1 pseudogene is annotated in these 700 nt (G+C 57.9%); it reads right to left on the bottom strand.

The features are described 5' to 3' along the window. A pseudogene (locus KO537_RS22935) lies at window positions 1-700 on the bottom strand (hypothetical protein); the annotation flags it as partial.

Here is a 700-nt window from a genome sequence, read left to right as displayed (position 1 = left end):
CGCAGAGATGTCTTCCGTAGGCACGCCATCCGTCTGTGACATTGAAGGTGTGTTTGTGGTCTTCGCCGCGACAGGCGGACGAGCTGGTGTACCCGCATTCGTCGGTGTGTCCGCGACGGCTGTCGGAACATCAGTTTGCGTGCCATCATCTGTCATCGATGGCGAACCATTACCCGTTGCAGGAACAGGACCACGAGGATGAGCTATCGCTGAACTCGGCGCAGCATCTGGGGTTGTCCCTAAATTACGTCTAGGTCCTTGGGTGTAATTGCTGCCCGTTTGCGCACCCTGACTCAGATTCACAGGTGTTGAACTACTCACCTCCCATTTACGGCCAGTGTATCCTTGCGCAGCATTCGCCTCAGGCACCACTGTCGCAGGGGTGTCTTCCGTAGGCACGCCATCCGCCTGTGACATTGAAGGTGTGTTTATGGTGTTCGCCGCAACAGGTGGACGAGCCGATGTACCCGCATTCGTCGGTGTACCCGCATTCGTCAGAGTGTCCGCGACGGCTGTCGGAACATCGACTTGAGTGCCATCATCTGTCATCGATGGCGAACCGTTGCCCATCACTGGTGGGGTTGTACCGCTGCCATTGCCAGCCGCGGGACCACCGGGATGACCAGTCGCAGCACTCGGCGCTGCATCTGGGGTTGTCCCCAGATTACGTCTAGGTCCTTGGGTGTAATTACTGCCCGTT

Origin of the sequence: Shewanella sp. NKUCC01_JLK (assembly GCF_019345615.1) — a bacterium.
In the GTDB taxonomy this organism is placed as follows: Bacteria; Pseudomonadota; Gammaproteobacteria; order Enterobacterales; family Shewanellaceae; genus Shewanella; species Shewanella oncorhynchi.
Note: the sequence above shows the minus strand (reverse complement) of the source record. Positions and strands in the feature narration are given on the sequence as shown.